The sequence below is a fragment of the Streptomyces sp. NPDC046557 genome (genome assembly GCF_040645975.1).
Lineage (GTDB): Bacteria > Actinomycetota > Actinomycetes > Streptomycetales > Streptomycetaceae > Streptomyces.
In genome coordinates, this window is the sequence record NZ_JBEYZH010000005.1 from 221,783 (window position 1) to 241,684 (window position 19,902).

Annotated in this window: 19 protein-coding genes; 6 read left to right on the plus strand and 13 right to left on the minus strand. The window is 71.5% G+C overall.

Going from position 1 to position 19,902, the window contains the following annotated elements; genetic code table 11:
* Positions 1-100: 100 nt before the first annotated feature.
* The 12 genes from ABZ934_RS14320 to ABZ934_RS14375 form a co-directional block, all read right to left on the minus strand.
* Entirely contained in the window at positions 101-493 is a 393-nt protein-coding gene (locus ABZ934_RS14320) for a YccF domain-containing protein (protein WP_361312478.1), read from the minus strand.
* Positions 490-1,353, minus strand: a complete 864-nt coding sequence (gene htpX, locus ABZ934_RS14325) for a zinc metalloprotease HtpX (protein ID WP_361312480.1) — start codon at positions 1,351-1,353, stop codon at positions 490-492. The genes ABZ934_RS14320 and htpX overlap by 4 nt, the downstream gene beginning before the upstream one ends.
* 242 nt (positions 1,354-1,595) lie before the next feature.
* Positions 1,596-3,200, minus strand: a complete 1,605-nt coding sequence (locus ABZ934_RS14330) for an NADH-quinone oxidoreductase subunit N (RefSeq protein WP_361312482.1) — start codon at positions 3,198-3,200, stop codon at positions 1,596-1,598.
* A complete protein-coding gene (locus ABZ934_RS14335) occupies positions 3,197-4,750 on the minus strand; it encodes an NADH-quinone oxidoreductase subunit M (RefSeq protein ID WP_361312605.1) in 1,554 nt (517 codons plus the stop codon). Before ABZ934_RS14335 ends, ABZ934_RS14330 begins: the two co-directional genes overlap by 4 nt.
* A gap of 38 nt (positions 4,751-4,788) precedes the next feature.
* Complete coding sequence (locus ABZ934_RS14340; RefSeq protein ID WP_361312484.1) at positions 4,789-6,795, minus strand: NADH-quinone oxidoreductase subunit L; 2,007 nt, start codon at positions 6,793-6,795, stop codon at positions 4,789-4,791.
* Complete coding sequence (nuoK, locus tag ABZ934_RS14345; protein ID WP_361312486.1) at positions 6,792-7,166, minus strand: NADH-quinone oxidoreductase subunit NuoK; 375 nt, start codon at positions 7,164-7,166, stop codon at positions 6,792-6,794. Before nuoK ends, ABZ934_RS14340 begins: the two co-directional genes overlap by 4 nt.
* Positions 7,166-7,798: an NADH-quinone oxidoreductase subunit J gene (locus ABZ934_RS14350; protein ID WP_361312606.1), complete on the minus strand. Its 633-nt coding sequence runs from the start codon at positions 7,796-7,798 to the stop codon at positions 7,166-7,168. Before ABZ934_RS14350 ends, nuoK begins: the two co-directional genes overlap by 1 nt.
* 17 nt (positions 7,799-7,815) lie before the next feature.
* On the minus strand, positions 7,816-8,418 hold the full coding sequence (locus tag ABZ934_RS14355; RefSeq protein ID WP_361312488.1) for an NADH-quinone oxidoreductase subunit I: 603 nt from the start codon (positions 8,416-8,418) through the stop codon (positions 7,816-7,818).
* Positions 8,418-9,386 (minus strand): complex I subunit 1 family protein, encoded by a 969-nt coding sequence (locus ABZ934_RS14360; RefSeq protein ID WP_361312490.1) that lies wholly within the window; start codon positions 9,384-9,386, stop codon positions 8,418-8,420. The genes ABZ934_RS14355 and ABZ934_RS14360 overlap by 1 nt, the downstream gene beginning before the upstream one ends.
* Entirely contained in the window at positions 9,383-10,405 is a 1,023-nt protein-coding gene (locus ABZ934_RS14365; RefSeq protein ID WP_361312491.1) for an NADH-quinone oxidoreductase subunit C, read from the minus strand. The genes ABZ934_RS14360 and ABZ934_RS14365 overlap by 4 nt, the downstream gene beginning before the upstream one ends.
* A complete protein-coding gene (locus ABZ934_RS14370) occupies positions 10,402-11,007 on the minus strand; it encodes an NADH-quinone oxidoreductase subunit B family protein (protein ID WP_361312607.1) in 606 nt (201 codons plus the stop codon). Before ABZ934_RS14370 ends, ABZ934_RS14365 begins: the two co-directional genes overlap by 4 nt.
* Before the next feature lie 20 nt (positions 11,008-11,027).
* Positions 11,028-11,435, minus strand: coding sequence for an NADH-quinone oxidoreductase subunit A (locus ABZ934_RS14375; protein ID WP_361312492.1), 408 nt, complete (start codon positions 11,433-11,435; stop codon positions 11,028-11,030).
* Between the two features lie 157 nt (positions 11,436-11,592).
* Here ABZ934_RS14375 and ABZ934_RS14380 point away from each other — a divergent pair, with 157 nt between their 5' ends.
* The 5 genes from ABZ934_RS14380 (at position 11,593) to ABZ934_RS14400 (ending at position 18,484) form a co-directional block, all read left to right on the plus strand.
* On the plus strand, positions 11,593-12,798 hold the full coding sequence (locus ABZ934_RS14380; protein WP_361312494.1) for a sensor domain-containing protein: 1,206 nt from the start codon (positions 11,593-11,595) through the stop codon (positions 12,796-12,798).
* A 271-nt stretch (positions 12,799-13,069) separates the two neighbouring features.
* Positions 13,070-14,359, plus strand: a complete 1,290-nt coding sequence (locus ABZ934_RS14385) for a sensor domain-containing protein (protein ID WP_361312496.1) — start codon at positions 13,070-13,072, stop codon at positions 14,357-14,359.
* A 217-nt stretch (positions 14,360-14,576) separates the two neighbouring features.
* A complete protein-coding gene (locus ABZ934_RS14390) occupies positions 14,577-15,236 on the plus strand; it encodes a response regulator transcription factor (protein ID WP_361312609.1) in 660 nt (219 codons plus the stop codon).
* Between the two features lie 232 nt (positions 15,237-15,468).
* Positions 15,469-17,418 carry a 2-oxoacid:acceptor oxidoreductase subunit alpha gene (locus tag ABZ934_RS14395; protein ID WP_361312498.1) on the plus strand — a complete coding sequence of 650 codons (1,950 nt, stop codon included), beginning with the start codon at positions 15,469-15,471 and terminating at the stop codon, positions 17,416-17,418.
* Complete coding sequence (locus tag ABZ934_RS14400) at positions 17,411-18,484, plus strand: 2-oxoacid:ferredoxin oxidoreductase subunit beta (RefSeq protein ID WP_361312500.1); 1,074 nt, start codon at positions 17,411-17,413, stop codon at positions 18,482-18,484. Before ABZ934_RS14395 ends, ABZ934_RS14400 begins: the two co-directional genes overlap by 8 nt.
* Positions 18,485-18,546: 62 nt before the next feature.
* Here the strand turns inward: ABZ934_RS14400 and ABZ934_RS14405 are convergent, their stop codons facing one another.
* On the minus strand, positions 18,547-18,921 hold the full coding sequence (locus ABZ934_RS14405; RefSeq protein ID WP_361312502.1) for a helix-turn-helix domain-containing protein: 375 nt from the start codon (positions 18,919-18,921) through the stop codon (positions 18,547-18,549).
* Between the two features lie 93 nt (positions 18,922-19,014).
* On the opposite strand from ABZ934_RS14405, the gene ABZ934_RS14410 reads away from it, so the two are divergent.
* On the plus strand, positions 19,015-19,872 hold the full coding sequence (locus ABZ934_RS14410; protein ID WP_361312504.1) for an SDR family oxidoreductase: 858 nt from the start codon (positions 19,015-19,017) through the stop codon (positions 19,870-19,872).
* Positions 19,873-19,902 lie beyond the last annotated feature (30 nt).

Consider the following 19,902-nt stretch of genomic DNA (forward strand, 5'->3'; position numbering starts at 1 on the left):
GCTGTGGCAACTGCTTGGTCTGCTCGGTCTCGTTCATGTGTTCATGGTGGACCACCCCACTGACAATCGCCCTGATAACCGTCTGACCTGCGCGGACCCGTCAGCGGGAGGTGAAGGGGGCGTCCGTCGGGACGATCTCGCGGCCCAGCGGCAGCAGGGAGAGCGGGACCATCTTGAAGTTGGCGATGCCGAAGGGGATGCCGATGATCGTGACGCACAGGGCGAGGCCCGTGACGATGTGGCCGATGGCCAGCCACCAGCCGGCCAGGACGAGCCAGAGCACGTTGCCGACGCAGGACGCGGCGCCCGCGTCGCGGCGCTCGACCGTGGTGTAACCGAAGGGCCAGAGGGCGTACAGCGCGATGCGGAAGGCGGCGATGCCGAAGGGGATGCCGATGATCGTGACGCACAGGATCAGACCGGCGAGGCAGTAGCCCAGGAACAGCCAGATGCCGCTGAGTACGAGCCATATGACGTTCAGAATGGTCTTCACTGGGTCCTGCCTGCCATCTGTTCGAGCCGGGCGATGCGCTCGGCCATCGGGGGGTGCGTCGAGAACATCTTGGAGAGCCCCTCGCCCGGGCGGAAGGGATTGGCGATCATCATGTGACTCGCCGTCTCCAGTCGGGGCTCGGGCGGCAGCGGGAGCTGCTTGGTGCCCGCGTCGAGCTTGCGCAGGGCGCCGGCGAGGGCCAACGGGTCCCCGGTCAACTGGGCACCGGAGGCGTCCGCCTCGTATTCGCGCGAGCGGCTGATGGCGAGCTGGATGACGGAGGCGGCCAACGGACCCAGGATCATGATCAGCAGCATGCCGAGGAGGCCCGGCCCCTCGTCGTCGTCGGAGCGGCCGATCGGGATCAGCCAGGCGAAGTTCACCAGGAACATGATCACGGAGGCGAGGGCTCCGGCGACCGAGGAGATGAGGATGTCCCGGTTGTAGACGTGGCTCAGCTCGTGGCCGATGACACCGCGCAACTCGCGCTCGTCGAGGATGCGCAGGATGCCTTCGGTGCAGCACACGGCGGCGTTGCGCGGGTTGCGGCCGGTGGCGAAGGCGTTGGGGGCTTCGGTGGGCGAGATGTAGAGCCGGGGCATGGGCTGGCGCGCGGAGGTGGAGAGTTCGCGCACCATGCGGTAGAGCTCGGGCGCCTCGAACTCGCTGACGGGACGGGCGCGCATCGCGCGTAGAGCCAGCTTGTCGCTGTTCCAGTACGCGTACGCGTTCGTCCCGAGGGCGATGAGGACGGCGACGATCAGGCCACCGCGCCCGAAGAAGCTTCCGATGACGATGATGAGTGCCGACAGCCCGCCGAGGAGTACGGCGGTCTTCAGCCCGTTGTGCCGGCGGTGCACGGTACGCCCTCCAAATCGTGCGGCAGGGGAACCCGTCCAGGTGGTGTGGAACGGAGGGTCTTCCGGTCCAGTGGACCCTCCCTTCCTGGTCAACGCGAGGTGAGCGCGCCAGGTTCCCGGGGCCGCGCCCCCGCCCCCGTCCCCGGGGGGCCGGTGGGCGGGCGACCTGGGGCGTTGCTCCGTCCGGGCTACCGCGGAGGTACCGACCGGCGTAGGCGCTGCCGCGGAGCGCCGACGTACGGCTACTGCGGGAAGAGGCTTCCCGACGCGAAGCGCAGCACCAGTTGTGGCGCACCCGAGAGGACGAGCGCGGTGACACCGGTGAGCAGGATCGCGACGGTGACCGGCCAGGGGGCGGGGACCACGGCGGGGGCTCCGCCGGCGGGCACGGCCCCGGTGGGCGCGGCCCCGGTCGGTACGGCCCCGGTAGGTACGGCCTCGGTGGCTGCGGGGCGGAAGAGCAGGGCCGTCCACCGCAGGTAGTAGTACAGGGCGATGACCACGTTGATCGCCATGACCACGGCCAGCCAGCCCAGGCCCGCGTCCACCGCCGACCGGAAGACGGTGACCTTGGCGAAGAGGCCGATGATGCCCGGTGGCAGGCCGGCCAGGCAGAGCAGGAAGAAGGCCAGCGTGAGGGCGGTCAGGGGGCGCTCGGCGTACAGGCCGCGGTAGTCGTCGATCCGGTGCAGCGGCTTCGTCCGGGCCACCACCGCGGCCACGGCGAAGGCGCCCAGGTTCACGGCTCCGTACATGAGCGCGTACGCGACGGTGGAGCCGATCTGGTCGCGCTCCGCGTACGCGGCGGCGGCGATCGGCACCAGCAGGTAGCCGGCCTGTCCGACCGAGGACCAGGCGAGCAGCCGTACGGCGCTGTTCGTGCGGTCGGCGGCCTGGCGCAGGGCGGCGACGTTGCCGACGGTCATGGTGAGGGCGGCGAGGACCGCCAGCGCCGGGCCCCAGACGGCGGAGTACGCGGGGAAGGCGACGACCGTGACGAGGATCAGGCCGGTGAAGCCGACGGCCTTGCCGATCACCGACAGGTAGCCGGCGATGGGCAGGGGCGCGCCGACGTACGTGTCGGGGACCCAGAAGTGGAAGGGGACCGCGGCCGTCTTGAAGGCGAAGCCGACGAGGGTGAGGGCGACGCCAGCCATGGCGAGGGTGTCGAGCTGCGCGGGGACGTCTTCCAGGCGGTCGGCGACCTGGGTGAGGTGCAGGGTGCCGGTGGCGGCGTAGACGAAGCTGATGCCGAGCAGGGACACGGCCGTGGCGGTGACCGAGGACAGGAAGAACTTGAGGGCGGCCTCGGAGGAGAGCCGGTCTCCGCGGCGCATGCCGACGAGGGCGAAGGCGGGCAGCGAGGCGACTTCGAGGGCGACGATCAGGGTGGCGAGGTCGCGGGCGGCGGGCAGCAGGGCCGCGCCGGCGGCGGAGGAGAGCAGCAGGAACCAGTATTCGCCGGCGGGCATGCGCGACTCGTGGACGGCGGTGATCGACAGCAGGGCGGTGACCAGGGCGCCGGCCAGGACGAGGAACTGGACGACGAGCGTGAAGTGGTCGGCGGTGTAGCTGCACGCGGCGGCGTCGCCGGTGAGGCAGAAGGTGGCGCGGTCGCCGGCGCGCAGCGGCAGCAGGGTGGCGGTCGCGGCGGCGAGTCCGGCCACGGAGAGCCAGCCGAGGAGCGACTTGTGCTTCGGCGCCACGAAGAGGTCGGCGACCAGGACGACCAGGGCGACGGCGGCGGGGATCACGACGGGTGTGATCGCGAGCCAGTCGACGGACTGGACGAGGCTCGGCGCGGCCGGGCCGGGGGCCGGGGCGGCCGCGATGGACAGGACCGTCATGAGTTGCCTCCTGCGAGGAGCTTCTGGACGGCCGGATCGGTGAGGCCGAGGAGGACGGCGGGCCACAGGCCGGCGAGGACGGTGAGGGCGACGAGCGGGGTCCAGGCGGCGAACTCGTAGCGCTGGACGTCGGCGAGGGCGACGGCGGGGCCTTGCTTGGGGTCGCCCATGCACACCCGTCGTACGACGATCAGAAGGTATGCGGCGGTGAGCAGGGTGCCGAAGGCGCCGAACGCCATGTAAGTGAGGAAGGCCGGGCGGGACAGGCCCGCCGCCGGGTCGAACGCGCCGAACAGGGCCAGCATCTCGCCCCAGAAGCCGGCCAGGCCGGGCAGTCCGAGCGAGGCGACGGCGGCGAAGGCGAGCAGCGCGCCGAGGCGGGGGGCGCGGCCGTAGAGGGCGGCGCCGGTGGCTCCGGCGAGGGTGTCGAGATCGGCGGTGCCGTAGCGGTCCTTGAGCGCGCCGACCAGGAAGAAGAGCAGGCCGGTGATCAGGCCGTGGGCGATGTTGGCGAAGAGCGCGCCGTTGACGCCGGTGGGGGTCATGGACGCGATGCCGAGGAGCACGAAGCCCATGTGGCCGACGGAGGAGTACGCGATGAGGCGCTTGAGGTCGCCCTTGTTGCCCTTGCGGGTCAACGCGAGGCAGGCGAGGGACCCGTAGACGATGCCGATGGCGGCGAACGCCCCGAGGTAGGGGGCGAAGGTGTGCATGCCTTCGGGGGTGACGGGGAGCAGGATGCGCACGAACCCGTACGTGCCCATCTTGAGCAGTACGCCCGCCAGCAGGACCGAGCCGACGGTGGGCGCGGCGGTGTGGGCGTCCGGGAGCCAGCTGTGCAGCGGCCACATCGGGGTCTTCACGGCGAGGCCGATGCCGATGGCGAGGACGGCCAGCAGTTGGGTGGTGTGGGTCAGTCCGCGGCCGTTGTCAGAGGCGAGTGCCACCATGTCGAATGTGCCGCTGTTCAGTCCGATCAGCAGCAGACCGAGCAGCATGACCACGGACCCGAGGAGGGTGTAGAGGATGAACTTCCAGGCGGCGGCCTGCCGCTGAGCACCGCCCCAGCGGGCGATGAGGAAGTACATCGGGATGAGGACCATCTCGAAGGCGAGGAAGAACAGCAGCAGGTCGAGGACGGCGAAGGTCGCGAGGGTGCCGGACTCGAGGACCAGGAGCAGTGCGACGAACGCCTTCGGGGAGGGGCCGTCGGGCAGCTTGAAGTAGCTGTAGAGCGCGCAGAGGAAGAACAGCAGCGCGGTCATCAGGAGGAGGGGGAGCGAGATGCCGTCGACGCCGAGGTGGATCCGGATGTTCAGCGCCTGGATCCAACTGATGTCCGTCGTCGCCTGGAAGCGGGACGGGGTGTCCTGGTCGAAGCCCACGGCGAGGGCGATCGCCGCGGCGAGGATCACGCCGGTCACGGTCACGCCGTGGCGCAGTACGGCCTGTTCGGGGCTCTTTCCCTTGAGCCCGGGCGGGGCGGGCAGCAGGGCCGCGACGGCGCCGAGGAGCGGTGCGGCCACGATGAACGCCAGAAGGAACTGCATCACGGACGGGCTGATATCAATCACGGCTGGCTCACGGCTCACGATCCGGCGTTGACGTTGGCGATGACGGCGGTGGCGATGGCCAGGACCACGGCGCCGGCGAGCAGGGCGCTCAGGTAGCTCTGCACGTTGCCGGTCTGGGCGCGGCGTACGAGACCGCCGAGCAGCCGGGGGCCGGTGCCCGCGCCGCGGACGTACGTGTCCACCACCTCGCGGTCGAGGAAGCGGACCAGGCTCGCCGCGCCGCGGACGGGGCGGACGAAGAGCCGGTCGTAGACGGCGTCGAGGTGGAAGCCGTCGGCGGCGTGGCGGTGCAGGGGACCGAGGAGGGCCTTGCCGGGGTCGGGGGCCGGCCCGGCGGGCACGGCGGGGTGGTCGTGGGTGACCTCGGCGACCTCGGGGGTCTCGGCGGCCGACTCCGCGGCGGCGGCAGCGGCGGGCACTCCGGTCGCGGCCAGGCCCGCGCCGGCGGCGGCCTTGGTGGTGGCGCGCTGCCACAGGCCGTAGGTGAGCAGGGCTCCGATGAGCGCGGCGCCGGTGCCGAGGAGGGAGGTCGTCAGGGTCGGGGTGAGTGCGCGGCCGTCGAACCAGTCGGCGATCGGTCCGGCGGCGAGGCCGAAGCCGATCGACGGAATCGCCAGCAGCCACAGCACGCCGGTCATGGCGAGGGGTTCCCTGCCGTGGTCGGGGGCGGCGGCGCCCCGGCCGTGGAAGGCCATCAGCCACAGGCGGGTGGCGTAGGCGGCGGTGAGCAGGGCGGTCAGCACACCGGCGGCGAGCACGACCCAGCCGGCGGCGGCGGGCGCGAACTCGGAGTGGCCGCCGGCGGTGTGTTCGGCGGCGACGAGGACGGCTTCCTTGGAGAAGAAGCCGGCGAAGGGCGGGATCGCGGCGAGCGCGAGGAGCGCGATCGTCATGGTCCAGAAGGCGTCGGGGATGCGCTTGGCCAGGCCGTCCATCCGGGACATGGCGGCCAGGGAGTTCGTTCCGGCGGCGTGGATGATGACGCCCGCGCCCAGGAAGAGGAGCGCCTTGAAGGCGCCGTGGGAGAGGAGGTGGAAGACGGCGGCGCCACGGTCGCCGACGGCCAGGGCTCCGGTCATGTAGCCGAGCTGGCCGATGGTGGAGTAGGCGAGGACGCGTTTGATGTCGTCCTGCGCCAGGGCGGCCAGGGCCGAGCCGACCATCGTGAGGGCCGCCATGACGGCCATGACCATCAGCGCGGCGCGGGAGGCCGCGAAGACGGGGAGGAGGCGGGCGACGAAGTAGATACCGGCGGCGACCATCGTGGCCGCGTGGATCAGGGCGGAGACGGGGGTGGGGCCCGCCATGGCGTCGGGGAGCCAGGTGTGCAGCGGGAATTGCGCGGACTTGCCCGCCACTCCGGCCAGCAGGAGCAGGGCGATCAGCGTCGGGTGGTTCAGGCTGCCGGAGGCGACGGCGCCCAGGATCTTGGTGATCCGGAAGGAGCCGGCGTCGGCGGCGAGCGCGAACAGGCCGATGAGGAAGGGCACGTCGCCGAGCTTGGTGACGAGGAACGCCTTGAGGGAGGCGGAGCGGGCCGCCTCGGTCTCCCAGTAGTGGCCGACCAGGAAGTAGGAGCAAATGCCCATGACCTCCCAGCCGACCAGCAGCACCATCAGGTCGCCGGAGTAGACGACGAGCAGCATGGCGGAGGTGAACAGGGAGACCAGGGCGGCGTACGACGGATAGCGCGGGTCGTCGCGGAGGTAGGCCGTCGAGTAGATCTGCACGCAGGTGGCGACGGCCCCGACGAGGACGGCGACCAGCGCGGCGAAGCCGTCGATGTCGAGGGAGAGCTCGATCGGCACGGAGCCGGTCGGAGTCAGCTCGGTCGCCGTTTCGATGGCCTGGCCGCCGCCTTGGCGGACGGCGACGAGTACGGCGAGGACGGCGGCGGCCAGTGTCGGGAGTACGGCCAGCGGCCGGGTGAAGCCGGGGGCCCGGCGGCCGAAGAGGAGTCCGGCGACCGCGGCCAGGAAGGGGAGGACGGGGACGAGGACCGCGAGGGTCGTGGTGCTCACGCGGTGACCTCGCTCTGCTGGTTCGCGGCGGTGGAGGAGTCGGGGGTGGCCGGGGGCGGTTCGTGGCCTTCGGCGGTGTCGCGCAGCCGGTCGATGTCGGAGCTGCCCCGGTTGCGGTACACCATCAGCACGATCGAGAGGCCGATGCCGATCTCGGCGGCGGCGATGGCGATCGTGAAGAGGGTGAGGGCCTGGCCGGCGTGCAGGGTGTCGCGCAGCCAGACGTCGAAGGCCACCAGGTTGAGGTTGACCGCGTTGAGCATCAGCTCGACGGACATCAGGACGAGGATGGCGTTGCGGCGGGCGAGCACTCCGTACAGGCCCGTGGAAAACAGCAGCGCCGCGAGCACGGCGGGGTATGCGAGGTGCATCAGCGCTGCCCCTTCCGGGTGGCGCGGGGGCCGGTGGGGCGGGGGGTGACGGGGCTTGGGGTCACGGCGTCGGGGTCCGCCGGGTCGGTCCTGCGGGAGAGCACGATGGCACCGATCAGGGCGGCGAGGAGGAGGACGGAGAGCGCCTCGAAGGGCAGCACCCAGTGCCGGAAGAGGATCTCGCCGGAGACCTTCGTCGAGCCTTGGACCGGCCCGTCGAGGTCGATCCAGGTGGTGCGGAAGGCATCGACGACGACCCAGACGAGCGCGGCGGCGGCGACCGCCGCGACGCCGAGGGCGACCGGGCGGTTGCGGGAATCGGCGTCCGGTGAGGGCCCGATGGGGGCCTTGGTGAGCATCAACCCGAAGAGGAGGAGGACGACCACGGAACCGACGTAGATCAGCACCTGCACCCAGGCGATGAACTCGGCGGTCAGCAGCAGGTACTCGACGGCGATCCCGCCGAGCGCGACGACCAGCCACAGGGCGGCGTGCACGAGCTGCTTGGTGGTGACGGTGATGGCGGCCGCGCCGAGGGTGGCGAGGCCGACCAGGACGAAGGCGATCTCCACGCCGGTCGGGGACAGGAAACCCGGTCCCGCCGTCGTGGCCAGGGCGTGGGTCGTGGCCAGGATGTGGGCGGCGGGGCTCACGCGTCTGCCTCCGGCGTGCTGTCGGTGGCCGGCCCGGCGGTGGGCTCGGTGCTGGTCGGCGCGGTGGCCGCGGCGGCGGCGGCCTCGGCCTTCTCCACCGCCTTGCGGGCGGCGGCGACTTCCTTCGGCTCCTCGGCTGCCGGGTCGAGGGCGGGCGGGGCGGGCACGGTCCACATCCACTCGCGGAGCTTGTCGCGCTCGTGGGTGAGTTCCAGGATGTCCGTCTCCGCGTACTCGAACTCCGGCGACCAGAACAGGGCGTCGAAGGGGCACACCTCGATGCAGATGCCGCAGTACATGCAGAGGGAGAAGTCGATGGCGAAGCGGTCGAGGACGTTGCGGCTGCGCTCGCGGCCGCCGGGGGCCGCGGCCGGCACCGTCTCCTTGTGGGAGTCGATGTAGATGCACCAGTCGGGGCACTCACGGGCGCACAGCATGCAGACCGTGCAGTTCTCCTCGAACAGGCCGATGACCCCGCGCGAGCGGGGCGGGAGTTCGGGCTGCACCTCGGGGTACTGGGCGGTGTGCGAGCGCTTCGTCATCGTGCGCAGGGTGACGGCCAGCCCCTTGGCGAGGCCGGATCCGGGGATGGGGGGCATTACTGGATCGCCACCTTCACGATGCCGGTGAGCGCGATCTGGACGAGCGCGAGGGGGATGAGCGCGGTCCAGGCCAGCTTCTGCAACTGGTCCTCGCGCAGTCGCGGGTAGCTCACCCGGAGCCAGATCACCGCGAAGGCGAGGATCGCGACCTTGAGGAGGGTCCAGACCCAGCCGAGGCCGTCGGCGCCGAACGGGCCGTGCCAGCCGCCGAGGAAGAGGACCGTGGTCAGGGCGCAGAGGACGACGATGCCCGCGTACTCGGCGAGCAGGAACAGCGCGAAGCGCAGGCCGGTGTACTCGGTGTACGCGCCGAAGATGATCTCGGAGTCGGCGACGGGCATGTCGAAGGGGGGCCGCTGGAGTTCGGCGAGGCCGGCGGTGAAGAAGACGACGGCGCCGATGATCTGCCAGGGCAGCCACCACCAGTGGAACGATTCGAGGATGCCGGGCAGGGACACGGTCCCGGCGGCCATGGCGACCGAGGCGGCGGCGAGCAGCATCGGCAGCTCGTAGGCGAGGAGCTGGGCGGCGGTGCGCAGGCCGCCGAGCAGGGAGAACTTGTTCGCGGACGCCCAGCCGGCCATCAGGCTGCCGAGTACGCCGACGCCCATGACGGCGAGCGCGAAGAAGAGACCGGCGTCGATGACCTGGCCGACGGCGCCGGGGCCGGGGCCTAGCGGGATCACCACCAGGACCAGGAGGTACGGGAGCAGCGCGACGGCGGGCGCCAGCTGGAAGATCCGCCGGTCGGCGTTGGCCGGGACGATGTCTTCCTTCTGCGCGAACTTCACGCCGTCCGCGACGAGCTGCGCCCAGCCGTGGAAGCCGCCGGCGTACATGGGGCCGAGGCGGCCCTGCATGTGGGCCATGACCTTGTGCTCGGTCTGGCCGACGACGAGCGGGAGCACGAGGAAGACGGCGAAGACGAGGACCAGGCGCAGGGCGACGTCGAGTACGTCGTTCACGCGTCGCCTCCATCGTGGGGGTCGGGGGTGTTCGGGCTGGTGGTGTCGGGTCGGGCGTCCGGCTCCGGGCTCGGCGCCGGTTCGCCGGCGGCGGGCTTCGCGGGGGCCGGGTCGTCGAAGGCAGGCTTCGGGTCGTGCCACGGGGCGTCGCGCCTGGCCGGCGTTTTCGCGGCGGGGGTCGTTGCCCCCGGCGCCGGCTCAGCCGGAGCGGCCTCGGTCGGCGTTGGCTCGGTCGGCGCGTCCTCCGTCGGCGGGGTCGCCTGGCTCGCCGAGCCTTCCGACACCGAACGGGTACGCCGGGCCGGACGCGGGGGCGGGGCTTCCTCCGTGGGCGCCTGGCCGGCGGAGCCTTCGGCGACCGAGCGGGTGCGGCGGACCGGGGCGCCCTCGCGCGCGGCGGCGGCGCGGGGGGTGCGGGCCGGGCGGGCCGGGGCCGGGGGCAGCTGGCCCTTGAGCGGGCCCCAGTCGTTCGGGTCGGGCACGCCCGGCGGCAGCATCTGCCGCCGCTTCGGCGCGTCCGGGTCGTGGGCCTCGCCCGGCTCCTTCGCGCCCGGCCACGCCTTGGCCACGCGCGCCGCCAGGACGAAGTCCTTGCGCAGCGGGTGTCCCTCGAAGTTCTCGGGCAGCAGCAGCGGTACGAGGTGCGGGTGGTCGGTGAAGGTCACCCCGAACATCTCGAAGGTCTCGCGCTCGTGCCATTCCGCGCCCGCGTAGACCGCGACCGCCGACGGCAGCGACGGCGCCGCGTGCGGAACCGTCGTCCGCAGCAGGAGGCGACGTACGCGGTGGCCCTCCAGCGCGACGACGTGCGCGCAGATCCGGAAGCCGGTGCCCGGCTCGTCCACCGCGCTCAGCCAGTCGAAGTAGGTACAGCCCAGCTTGTCGCGGGCGATCTCCAGCGCGGCGATCCAGGACCCGACGGGCACGTCGACCGTGAGGACGTCGTACGCGAACGAGCCCACGGCCTCGGCTCCGAAGACCGTCGGGGCGCCGTCGGGCAGGGTGTCGTAGAGGTTCACTTCGCCGCCCCCTCGACGGCGGGCGGCGCGACCAGGCCGCTGGTGAGCTGCGCGACCGACGAGCCGGCGGAGGCGTAGCGGTCGGCGAGCGACTCCCGGGCGATCTTCTCCTGGAGCTTGAGGATGCCTTGGAGCAGCGCCTCGGGGCGCGGCGGACAGCCGGGGACGTAGACGTCGACGGGGATGATCTGGTCGACCCCCTTCGTCACCGCGTACGAGTCCCAGTACGGCCCCCCGCAGTTGGAACAGGCGCCGAAGGAGATGACGTACTTCGGCTCCGGCATCTGCTCGTAGAGCCGCTTGACGGCCGGGGCCATCTTGTCCGTGACGGTCCCGGAGACGATCATCAGGTCGGCCTGGCGGGGTCCGGGCGCGAACGGGATGACGCCGAGCCGGATGAAGTCGTGCCGGGCCATCGAGGCGGCGATGAACTCGATCGCGCAGCAGGCGAGGCCGAAGTTGAAGACCCACAGGCTGTACCGGCGTCCCCAGTTGAGGACCACCTTCATGGGTTCGGGGGCCAGCCGGGAGAGCACCCCGAGCCGCTTCGGCTCCGGGAGGAACTCAGGGGTGGTCGCGGCCGGTGGCAGGTCCGGCGTCATGGCCGGTGTCACGTCCGGTGTCACGTCCATTCGAGGACGCCCTTCTTGTACGCGTAGAGCAGGCCGACGGCCAGGAAGCCCAGGAAGACGAACATCTCCACGAGCGTCGTGGCGCCGTAACCGGCGGCGGCGAAGACCGTCGCCCACGGGAAGAGGAAGATCGAGTCGACGGCGAAGATGACGTAGAGGAACGCGTACACGTAGTAGCGGACCTGGGTGTGGGCCCAGCCCTCGCCCACCGGGTCCACACCGCATTCGTACGTCAGCAGCTTTTCGGGGGTGGGGACCACGGGCCGCAGCAGGCGGCCGGCGCCGAAGGCCATGGCGACGAAGAGCACGCCGAGTACGGCGAGCAGTCCGACGACCGAATAGCTTCGGAAGTAGTCCGCCGCGAGCACGTTTACGGTCGATACCGTTGGGTCGGGCACGTCCGTTTCCTCGCTCCTCGGCCACTGTCGACGATTTGGATGATCTGGTACGCACGGGAGTCTAGAGCCTGGGCCACAGCGGGTGGGGTTATCCCCCGTTCACTGCGGGCGGGCCACCCCATGGCATCCGGGCTGCGCACTTGGCACGCTGTGGCGCATGACCGCGAGCAGCCACACCTCCGATGACGACCGTCCTCCCCGCGTCCGGGGCGCCTTCGACGTCTCGACGTGGAAGGAGATCGCGTACCTGCTGAGCAATCTGCCGGTGGCGTTGATCGGTTTTGTTTACACGGTTGTCATGGTTGCGGCGATGGCTGGGCTGTCCGTGACCGCCGTCGGACTGCCATTGCTCGCCGGTGGCCTGTGGGGCGCGCGGCAGCTCGGGAAGCCGGAGCGCGCGCGGGCGCGGGCACTGCTGGGGGTCCGCGTGGACGAGCCCACACCGCTGCCCGGGCCGCGGCGGTCCGGTGGGTTCTTCCCCTGGCTGTGGACGAACATCAAGGATCCGGTGGCCTGGCGGACCGTGCTGTACGCGCTGGTCCGGCTGCCGTGGGCTGTGCTGACCTTCAGTATCGCGCTAGTGGGGCTGTTCGTGCTGTGGCCGGTGTTGCCGTGGTTGGTGCGCGGCCTGGCCCTCGTGGACCGGGCGATGGTACGGGGCCTTCTCTCGCCGTCCGACGGGCTGGAGCGGCGCATCGCGGAGCTGGAGTCCGGCCGGGGGGTGGTCGTGGACACGGCGGCGGCGGACCTGCGGCGGATCGAACGGGACCTGCACGACGGGGCGCAGGCGCGGCTGGTGGCGTTGGCCATGGGGCTGGGCCTGGCGAAGGAGAAGGTACTGGAGGACCCGGACGCGGCGGCGGCGATGGTCGACGAGGCGCACGGGGAGGTGAAGATCGCCCTCCAGGAACTGCGGGACCTGGCGCGCGGCATCCACCCGGCGGTGTTGACGGACCGGGGGCTGGACGCGGCGCTGTCGTCGTTGGCGTCGCGGTGCGTGGTGCCGGTGAAGGTGGCGGTGGACCTGCCGGGGCGGCCGGCGGCGGCGATCGAGGGGATCGCGTACTTCGTGGTGTCGGAGCTGCTGCAGAACGTGAGCAAGCACGCGCGGGCGACGGGCGCGAGTGTCGAGGTGTGGCGGGCGGGGGGCGGCCGACCGGGGGGCCGGAGTGCGGGGCGGCTGCTGATCCGGGTGTCGGACGACGGGCGGGGTGGAGCGGATCCCCTGGCGGGGGGTGGGTCTGGAATGGCGGGGCTCGCGGAGCGGGTGGGGGCGGTGGACGGGGTCTTCCTGGTGGACTCGCCGGAGGGCGGGGGGACGGTGGTGACGGCGGAGCTGCCGTGGCGCGACCGCGCGGTGTAGCGGGGCGGCGGGGGGCTCCGCCGGTTTCGGAGGTTTCGGGCGGCGCGGGTGCGGGGGGGCGGGGGCGGGGCTGGTGCGGCGCCGTTGCGCGGAGCGGCCCCGGCTGCGCCGGGCTTTACGGGACTCCGCCCCACACGCCGCGCCGCAAACGCCGGCGAGGCTGCAGTGGGGGTGGGGTTAACCCCCCGGGCGAGAGGCCCACGTGCCGGATGGTTCGGGGGTGGGGGCGGCGGCAGGGTGGGGGCATCGGAAAGACGCGAAGGGCGGGGACATGGGTGAGGGCAGTGGGGTCGGGCGAGTGGTGCGGGCGCCCGTGGCGGGGCGGACCTGGCGGGAGTTCGGATACCTGATCACCGGGTTGCCGCTGAGCCTGCTGTACTTCGGGCTCACCGTCACCGGGTTGAGCCTCGGCGCCGGGCTGCTGGTCACCTTCCTCGGGGTGCCCGTGCTGGCCGGGGTGCTCGCGATGGGCCGGGGTTTCGGTCGGGTCGAGCGGGCCCGGGTGCGGGGGTTGCTGGGCGGGAAGGTCGGGGAGCCGGCGCCGATCCGGGCCCGTAAGCCGGGGGTGTTCCCCGCCGTGGGGGCCGTGCTCAAGAGCGGGAGCGCGTGGCGGCACGCCCTGTACCCGGTGCTCCACTTCCCCTGGGCGGTGTTCGGGTTCACCCTGGCACTGGTGTTCTGGGTGTGCGGCTGGTCCATGCTGCTCTATCCGCTGTGGTTCTGGGTCTTCCCGACCTTCACCGACCGGAGCGGCCTGGTCGTCTTCCAGAACGACAGCTACTCCTTCACCCTGGACACCCCGGCGGCCGTCGCCGCCACCGCCGTCTGCGGCCTCGCCCTCACCCTGACCACCCCTTGGGTGATCCGCGCGCTGACCACCGTCGACCGCGTGCTCGTGACGTCCCTCCTCGGACCGTCCCGGCTGGACAGCCGCGTCAGCGAACTGGAGTCCGGCCGCGGCGCGGTCGTGGACACGGCCGCCGCCGACCTGCGCCGCATCGAGCGGGACCTGCACGACGGGGCGCAGGCCCGCCTGGCGGCGCTGGCCATGGATCTGGGTCTGGCCAAGGAGAAGCTGACCGAGGACCCGCACCGCGCCGCCCGGATGGTGGACGAGGCGCACAGCGAGGTGAAGGTCGCCCTCCAGGAGCTGCGGGACCTGGCGCGCGGCATCCATCCGGCCGTCCTCACCGACCGGGGACTGGACGCGGCGCTGTCGTCGGTGGCCGCGCGGTGTGCGGTACCGGTGGCGGTGGCGGTGGAGCTGGCGGAGCGGCCGTCGGCCTCGGTCGAGGGGATCGCGTACTTCACGGTCTCCGAGCTGCTGCAGAACATCAGCAAGCACGCGGGGGCCCGTACCGCGAGCGTCGAGGTGTGGCGGGCGGGCGACCGGCTGCTGCTCCAGGTGTCCGACGACGGCCGGGGCGGTGCGGACGCGCGGGCGGGGTCGGGGCTCGCGGGACTCGCCGGACGGCTGGACGCGATGGACGGGGCACTGGTCGTCGACTCCCCCGTCGGCGGTGGCACCAACGTGACCGCCGAAGTGCCCTGGCGCGCGTAGCGCCGTCACCGCCGAGGTGCCCTGGCGCGCGTAGCGCCGCGACCGGATGCCTCCAGCCGGCCACGGCACTGGCGACCCCGGATCGCCCCCGATCATCCCCACTTGGTGCGGACTCCCCTGTTCCGGGCCATCGGGCTGGGATGCTTGGCCCACCCCGGGGATCACCGGGGTCACGGGTACGAGTGGACGCGGGAGCTGCTGAGTCGTGGAAGACAGGGTGCGGGTGGTCATCGCCGAGGATTCAGTGCTGCTCCGTGAGGGCCTGACCCGGTTGCTGACCGACCGGGGGCATGACGTCGTCGCGGGCGTCGGCGACGCGGAGGCCCTGATCAAGACGGTGGCGGAGCTGGACGCCGAGGGTGCGCTGCCCGACGTGGTGGTCGCCGACGTACGGATGCCACCGACGCACACCGACGAGGGGATCCGGGCCGCCGTGCGGCTGCGCCGCGATCACCCCGGGATAGGTGTCCTGGTGCTGTCGCAGTACGTGGAGGAGCAGTACGCCACCGAACTCCTGGCCGGTTCCAGTACGGGGGTGGGGTACCTGTTGAAGGACCGGGTGGCCGAGGTGCGGGAGTTCCTCGACGCCGTGGTGCGTGTGGCCCGGGGCGGCACCGCCCTGGACCCCGAGGTGGTCGCCCAGTTGCTCGGACGCAGCCGGAAGCAGGACGTGCTCGCGGGCCTGACGCCGCGCGAGCGCGAGGTGCTGGGGCTGATGGCCGAGGGGCGCACCAATTCGGCGGTGGCCAAGCAGCTCGTGGTGAGCGACGGGGCGGTCGAGAAGCACGTCGGCAACATCTTCATGAAGCTCGGCCTGTCCCCCAGTGACGGGGATCACCGGCGTGTGCTGGCGGTTCTCACCTACCTGAAGTCCTGATCGACTGACACCCTGTCAGCCGGGACGGGTCGGCGCGCCTCCATCGACGCACCGGCCGGTATCCAGGGCAGCACCACCGACCGTTTGGCATATTCGCGTAATGCACGGCGTCTGTCGGACAGACCGTCCACGAAACGACGGTCCAGAATACGGGCGGCCCAGGGACGAGAGACCTGACGGACGTAGGGTTGGCCTTGGGAGCGAACGCCCGCCTCGAAGGAGGTCCAGTTCAGTGACCAGCCAGGTCAGTAGCCCAGCCGAGCAGGCCGACGGGGCCGGAGAGACCGTGGTCGGCGAGCAGCGCACGCCACCGCGACCAGGTGGGGGCGGCAAGGAGATCCGCCGTCTGGACCGTGTGATCATCCGTTTCGCGGGTGACTCGGGTGACGGCATGCAGCTCACCGGCGACCGCTTCACCTCGGAGACGGCGTCGTTCGGCAACGACCTCTCCACGCTGCCCAACTTCCCGGCCGAGATCAGGGCGCCCGCGGGCACCCTCCCGGGTGTCTCGTCGTTCCAGCTGCATTTCGCGGACCACGACATCCTGACGCCCGGCGACGCGCCGAACGTGCTGGTGGCGATGAATCCCGCGGCGCTCAAGGCGAACATCGCCGATGTGCCGCGCGGCGCGGAGATCATCATCAACACGGACGAGTTCACGAAGCGGCCGATGGCGAAGGTGGGCTACGAGACCTCCCCGCTGGAGGACGGTTCCCTCTCCGCGTACAACATCCACCCGGTGCCGCTGACGACGCTGACGGTGGAGGCGCTCAAGGACTTCGGTCTCTCGCGGAAGGAGGCCGAGCGGAGCAAGAACATGTTCGCGCTGGGCCTGCTGTCGTGGATGTACCACCGGCCGACCGAGGGCACGGAGAACTTCCTGCGGCAGAAGTTCGCGAAGAAGCCGGACATCGCCGAGGCGAACGTGACGGCCTTCCGGGCGGGCTGGAACTTCGGCGAGACGACCGAGGACTTCGCGGTCTCCTACGAGGTCGCCCCCGCCACCCGCGCGTTCCCGACGGGCACCTACCGCAACATCTCGGGGAACCTGGCCCTCGCCTACGGCCTCATCGCCGCAGGTCAGCAGGCCGATCTCCCGCTCTACCTCGGCTCGTACCCGATCACCCCGGCCTCGGACATCCTGCACGAGCTGAGCAAGCACAAGAACTTCGGCGTGCGGACCTTCCAGGCCGAGGACGAGATCGCCGGCATCGGCGCGGCCCTCGGCGCGGCCTTCGGCGGCGCCCTCGCGGTGACCACCACCTCCGGCCCCGGTGTCGCGCTCAAGTCCGAGACCATCGGCCTGGCGGTCTCCCTGGAGCTGCCGCTGCTGATCGTGGACATCCAGCGCGGCGGCCCCTCCACGGGTCTGCCGACCAAGACGGAGCAGGCCGACCTGCTCCAGGCGATGTACGGGCGCAACGGCGAGGCGCCGGTGCCGATCGTCGCCCCACGCACCCCGGCGGACTGTTTCGACGCCGCCCTGGACGCGGCGCGGATCGCGCTGACCTACCGCACGCCGGTCTTCCTCCTCTCCGACGGCTACCTCGCCAACGGCTCCGAGCCCTGGCGTATCCCGGAGGTGGCCGACCTGCCCGACCTGCGGACCCCTTTCGCCACGGGACCCAACCACACCCTCGCCGACGGCACCGAGGTGTTCTGGCCCTACAAGCGGGACCCGGAGACCCTGGCCCGCCCCTGGGCGCTGCCCGGCACCCCCGGACTCGAACACCGCATCGGCGGCATCGAGAAGCAGGACGGCTCGGGCAACATCTCCTACGACCCGGCCAACCACGACTTCATGGTCCGCACCCGCCAGACCAAGATCGACGGGATCGCCGTCCCGGACCTGGAGGTCGACGACCCGGACGGGGCCCGCACGCTCGTCCTGGGCTGGGGCTCCACGTACGGCCCCATCACCGCCGCCGTCCGTCGGCTGCGCACCGCCGGGCTGCCCGTCGCCCAGGCCCACCTGCGCCACCTCAACCCGTTCCCCGGAAATCTCGGGGAGGTCCTGAAGCGTTACGACAAGGTAGTGGTGCCGGAGATGAACCTCGGGCAGCTGGCCACCTTGATCCGGGCGAAGTACCTGGTGGACGCCCAGTCGTACAACCAGGTCAACGGAATGCCCTTCAAGGCGGAACAGCTCGCGACGGTTCTCAAGGAGGCCATCAATGACTGACGTGACCGACGCGCCGACCCCGTCGCTGCTGTCGCTGGTGCCCAAGGCGCAGGCCAAGCAGTCGATGAAGGACTTCAAGTCGGACCAGGAGGTCCGCTGGTGTCCGGGGTGTGGTGACTACGCCGTCCTCGCCGCCGTGCAGGGCTTCATGCCGGAACTGGGGCTGGCGAAGGAGAACATCGTCTTCGTCTCGGGCATCGGCTGTTCCTCCCGCTTCCCCTATTACATGAACACGTACGGGATGCACTCCATCCACGGCCGTGCCCCCGCCATCGCCACCGGCCTGGCCACCTCCCGCCGGGACCTGTCCGTGTGGGTCGTCACCGGCGACGGGGACGCCCTGTCGATCGGCGGCAACCACCTGATCCACGCCCTGCGCCGCAACGTCAACCTCAAGATCCTGCTCTTCAACAACCGGATCTACGGTCTGACCAAGGGCCAGTACTCGCCCACCTCAGAGGTCGGCAAGATCACCAAGTCCACTCCGATGGGCTCGCTCGACGCCCCCTTCAACCCGGTCTCCCTCGCGCTCGGCGCCGAAGCCTCCTTCGTCGCCCGCACCGTCGACTCCGACCGCAAGCACCTCACCGAGGTGCTGCGCCAGGCGGCCGACCACCAGGGCACCGCCCTCATCGAGATCTACCAGAACTGCAACATCTTCAACGACGGCGCCTTCGAGGTCCTCAAGGACCAGGAGCAGGCCCAGGAGGCGGTCATCCGTCTCGAACACGGGAAGCCGATCCGCTTCGGCGCCGAGGGCCACAAGGGCGTGGTCCGCGACCAGACCACCGGCGACCTGGAGGTCGTCACGGTCACGCCGGAGAACGAGGCGCGTGTCCTGGTCCACGACGCGCACGCGGCGAGCCCGACCACCGCCTTCGCCCTCTCCCGGCTCGCCGACCCCGACACGCTGCACCGAACGCCCATCGGCGTCTTCCGCGACATCGACCGGCCGGTCTACGACACACTCATGGCCGACCAGCTCGACACCGCGATCGACCAGCGCGGCAAGGGCGACCTGACCACACTGCTCACCGGAAACGACACCTGGACGGTGGTCGGCTGATCCGCCGACGCCCCACCCGCGCCCCCGCCGCTTTCGGCTCGCGCGTCCCGGCCCGGATCTCGCTACGAGGTCCGGGCCTCGTCGTAGCGCACGCGTGCCGCCAGGACATCCGAGGTCCGCCGCTCGGTCCAGCGGGCGAGTGCCCAGACCTGTTCGGCCGCCTCGCGGCCGAGGTCGGTGAGCGAGTAGTCGACGCGCGGCGGGATCACCGGATACGCCCGGCGCAGCAGGAAGCCGTCGCGTTCCAGGGTGCGCAGGGTCTGGGTGAGCATCTTCTCGCTGACGCCGCCCACCTCCCGGCGCAGTTCGGCGAACCGGTACGGCCGCTCGACGAGGGCCTCGAGGACGAGGACGCCCCAACGGCTGGTCACGTGCTCCAACACCCCGCGCGACGGGCACATCGGGGCCTTCACACTTACGTCCCTACTTACGTCCATACCAGTACCTTACTTCAAAGTTGGTACTTCCCAATAGTTAGCGCTCTCCATACGGTAGTGACACAAGCGAACGTCACACGAAGGAGAGCCGTCATGAGCCGCATCGTCGTCACCGGAGCCACCGGAGCCCTCGGCCGGCTGGTCGTCGCGGACCTGCTGGAGCGGGTCCCGGCCGACCGGATCGCCGTGGTCGTCCGGAACCAGGAGAAGGCCGCCGACCTCGCCGCGCGGGGCGTCGACGTACGCGTCGCCGACTACGACGACCCGGCGAGCCTCGCCGGCGCCTTCGCCGCGGGCGACCGGGTCCTGCTGATCTCCGGCAGCGAGGTCGGGCGCCGGGTCCCGCAGCACACCACCGTGATCGAGGCCGCGAAGGCGGCGGGCGTCGCACAGCTCGCCTACACCGGCATCCTCGGCGGCCCCGAGGCGGACTTCGAGCTGGCGGCCGAGCACAAGGCAACCGAGCAGGCGATCCTCGACTCCGGGCTGCCCTACACCTTCCTCCGCAACGGCTGGTACCACGAGAACTACACCGCCCAGCTCCCCGTCGTCCTGGAGCACGGCGCGGTCGTGGGCAGCGCCGGGGACGGCCGGATCGCCTCGGCCGCGCGGGCCGACTACGCGGCAGCCGCCGCGGTGGTGCTGACCGGCGAGGGGCACCTGAACCGGGTCTACGAGCTCTCGGGCGACACCGCCTGGAGCCTGGAGGAGTACGCGGCCGAGGTGTCCGGGCAGTCCGGCCGTGAGGTCACGTACGCGGCGCTCCCCGCCGACGCCCACCTGGACGTCCTCACCGGCGCCGGGGTGCCCGAGCCGTTCGCGGCGATCCTGGTCGACGTGGACGCGGCGATCGCGCGCGGCCGGCTGGCCGGGGCGAGCGGCGACCTGTCCCGGCTGATCGGGCGGCCCACCACCCCCGTCGCCCAGGCCATCGCCTCGGCCCTGGCCTGAGTCCGCCCGACCCCCGCTCCACAAGCTCTC

Coding starts and splice junctions, on each gene's coding strand:
- ABZ934_RS14380 (WP_361312494.1), top strand. CDS start 11,593: ATGACCGCGAGCAGCCACACCTCCGATGACGACCGTCCTCCCCGCGTC.
- ABZ934_RS14410 (WP_361312504.1), top strand. CDS start 19,015: ATGAGCCGCATCGTCGTCACCGGAGCCACCGGAGCCCTCGGCCGGCTG.
- ABZ934_RS14355 (WP_361312488.1), bottom strand. CDS start 8,418: ATGCCCCCCATCCCCGGATCCGGCCTCGCCAAGGGGCTGGCCGTCACC.
- ABZ934_RS14400 (WP_361312500.1), top strand. CDS start 17,411: ATGACTGACGTGACCGACGCGCCGACCCCGTCGCTGCTGTCGCTGGTG.
- ABZ934_RS14385 (WP_361312496.1), top strand. CDS start 13,070: ATGGGTGAGGGCAGTGGGGTCGGGCGAGTGGTGCGGGCGCCCGTGGCG.
- ABZ934_RS14330 (WP_361312482.1), bottom strand. CDS start 3,200: ATGACGGTCCTGTCCATCGCGGCCGCCCCGGCCCCCGGCCCGGCCGCG.
- ABZ934_RS14370 (WP_361312607.1), bottom strand. CDS start 11,007: ATGACGCCGGACCTGCCACCGGCCGCGACCACCCCTGAGTTCCTCCCG.
- nuoK (WP_361312486.1), bottom strand. CDS start 7,166: ATGCACCTCGCATACCCCGCCGTGCTCGCGGCGCTGCTGTTTTCCACG.
- ABZ934_RS14335 (WP_361312605.1), bottom strand. CDS start 4,750: ATGCAGTTCCTTCTGGCGTTCATCGTGGCCGCACCGCTCCTCGGCGCC.
- ABZ934_RS14405 (WP_361312502.1), bottom strand. CDS start 18,921: ATGGACGTAAGTAGGGACGTAAGTGTGAAGGCCCCGATGTGCCCGTCG.